General features: G+C 62.6%; 2 protein-coding genes. Both read right to left on the reverse strand.

The annotated features are described in order from the left end of the window. Positions 1–1195: 1195 nt before the first annotated feature. Positions 1196–2185, reverse strand: a complete 990-nt coding sequence (locus tag C1706_RS13830; RefSeq protein WP_164987580.1) for an Abi family protein — start codon at positions 2183–2185, stop codon at positions 1196–1198. 190 nt (positions 2186–2375) lie between these two features. After that, positions 2376–2603, reverse strand: coding sequence for a hypothetical protein (locus tag C1706_RS13835; RefSeq protein ID WP_129459820.1), 228 nt, complete (start codon positions 2601–2603; stop codon positions 2376–2378). Between the last annotated feature and the right edge of the window lie 340 nt (positions 2604–2943).

Below are 2943 nucleotides of genomic sequence, written 5' to 3' on the forward strand. Positions count from 1 at the left end.
CGGGCTCATCGAACTCCACCGCCGCATCGCCCGCGGCTTCCGCAACCGAGACAACTACCGGCTACGCATGCTCCTCATCGGCGGCGGACTCACCCCGCCACCCCCACCGGAAGTGTGAAGAGCCACTATGGGCCGGCCACGAGAAGGCCATCGGTACTTCCTCCAGGGGATGGGGGGCCACCAGTCTTACACCCTCGCGGGGGAGGCGAAAATCTCAAGGCGCGTCTACCCCAGGGGACGGAAAAGCTCGCCGTCGTGCTCCGATAGGTTTTGCCCCCCTTCAATCCATGAACTCTCGAAAGCCAGTAGCGGACAACGTCCGGGCCGGAACGATCGCAGCCAAGCGGTTGGGGGACGGAACCTTCAATCATGCCACCGAGGTTTTTCGGGCGATGGACCTCGACGGCGACGGCATCCCAGAGCCACCTCGCGCAGCAACAGCCGCGGCACAGGCCGGCGAGGCGATCAAGGGTGCAGCCGCCGGCGTGAGTGGTGCAGTGGGGATTCTCTTCCAACGTAAGCGTGCAGATAATGATCGTCTAACTCCATCCGAGACTAAGCAAAAGGATGCAGGAACCCCCGGTAAGCAGGGCGCCCAGTAACCACCGGCTAGTTGTTACCTGCACGGGGATCGCGGCAGAGCGAGGACGGGGCGCCGCACCCACTCCAGGTACCAAACTTGGGCCGCGCACCATGCGGGCGGGCGACCCAACAGCGGAGCGGACCAAGGCGGACCCCCACCGCATGAGCGGAGGCGGATTGAACGGCCACCGCCAACTCGAGCAGGAGTGGATAGGGAAGCAACTACTGGCATCGCAGAGCCGTTCGCCTCGACTCGCTAGCTCGCTGAGCGAATGAGGAGAACGCCCATGCCAAGGGTTCAGTTACGTCTAAAACTGTGGACCGGGGCGGATTCCAACCACATGAGTGGAAGCGCGTAGCACGACTGGAAGCCGTGTGGGAACTGGCGAAGCGGGGTCTCAGGTCGTCGGGTTCCACGGCCGATTCGGGCCTCGTCGATGCGGTGACGGAACCAACGAGACGGACTCGAACTCCTCTAGCCGCCAAGGAGATAGACGCGATTCACACGGCCCGCGACAACGGCGAGAGCGTCATGTCGATCGCCCAACAATTCGGGGTGAGCCTCATGACGGCGTGGGAGAAGACACAGTAGCTCTACTCGGCATGCGTGTGATCAAATGCGCCAGAGGTCCTCGTCGAGCCAGCCGGGAGCGACGCCCATCGATCCGAGGTCAAGGACCGCGTTCTTCGGGAATGCACGAAGATGGGTCGCGACACGCAACGCCCAATCGCCACCTGGGTCGATCGTGCGCAGGAGATTGGCCATGACGGCGAGCGCGTTGTAGGAGCCGAACTGCTTTGGAGCGTCGGACTCGCTGAGGTGAGCCAGGAGCGGCACCTGGCCGGCCTTCGGGCGCTTCGGCGCTGTGACGAGTTTTCGGTTGAACAGGCGAGCGTGGTGGGCTGCGATGTTCCTGACGTAGTTGATCGTCGCGATCCAGCTCTCCATTAGTCGCTTCGTCGGCACGTCGAATGCGGTAGCGATCTCGGTCGCGAGGTCGTTGCGCAGACCGGCATATAGACGCGAGAGATGTCCAAGCTCAAGGAGCTCGATGAGTGCCCAGATCGGCATCTGATCGTCGTACTTCGCTCGGAAGTGCGCAACGAACGCCTCCTCAGAGCTGTCTCGGCGCTCTTGAACTCGTGCGAGCCAGCCGCCCAGTCGGCTGAGCGAGGTCAGCCCTGTCGTGGCGTCGGTGTTTGGTTCGGTGAATGCTGAGACGAACGTGGAGGTGTCCTGGTGAGCGAACGGTCCGACTCGTCCGACCGTGTGGCCGATCTGAGTGCGCAACGCGATCTCGATCCGTTCGACCCCGTCGAGCACGAGTAGCCGAAGTTGCCGGTCGAAGTCCAGAAGCCGGGCAGCGTCTTCGATAGACGTGCCTTCGCGATACCTGTTCAGGACGCGCGTGCGCTCACGATCGTGCTCGTCCGTATACCGCTCAGAGGTACGGAACGGATAGAGATATCCCGTCAGTCGGTAGTAGCCAACGGTTCGCAGAAGCTTCGCCGCTCCGGCGCGGTCGGCGATGACAACTCCACGCGCGATGAGCTTGTCGATCTGAGCATCGACCGGCAGCCACGGCTTGGCGTAGTCCACCATTGACGCCTCCGGGAAAAGAAAATCGGCCCGAGCCGTGAGGCGAGCGGGCCGATCATGATGAAGCCAGTGTAGCAGGAACCGAAGTCAGCAGTTCCGCAATGTACATACCCTAGCGCTGAGCGCAACACCGACCCTCGATCCACTAGGCGGAAGTGGTGGGGACGCACGTTCAGGTGCGTCCCCACCACGGTCACGCTGCCTTGTCTTCCGGCTCGCTCTTGTCGAGACGACCATGTACGAAGGCCTTGAAAGCAGCCAGAAGGTCCTCGCCCTTCTCGAACGCCTTCATCGTGACGACCAAGTTGGTGTTGCGGCCACGGCCAAGCCCCGTCTGCTTCTTGCGTCGATCCTTAGGAGTCTTGATGAGCTTGCGGTCCGAGCCCACTACGGCTTGCTCGAGTTGAGCGAATGTGAGCACACTACGTCCCGTAGTAACGCCCCGCGGATATAAAGAGAGTAGGACGGGCCCATCCGGTCGGTACGAGCAGGAGCGTCTTGCCGTCAGCAACCGGCAGAGACACTCGGCGCATCACAGCGGCCCCGTCCGAACCGTAAGTGGCCATCGGGGCCTTCGCGCTTGGACTCGCTTTTTGCTGCCACGCCTCTTGCAGATCGAGGGTTGCCCTTTACTGGCTCTTCGTACTTGCGGTGGGTGGGGTGCGACACGCCGGGTGAGGCGGGTGGGTTGAGGTAGGGGTCGAGGCCCTCAGGATCAGGAGTTACCACACTCCCCGTTCCGAGGACCTCGACTGTGACCG

Source organism: Propioniciclava flava (assembly GCF_004126535.1).
GTDB lineage: Bacteria > Actinomycetota > Actinomycetes > Propionibacteriales > Propionibacteriaceae > Propioniciclava > Propioniciclava flava.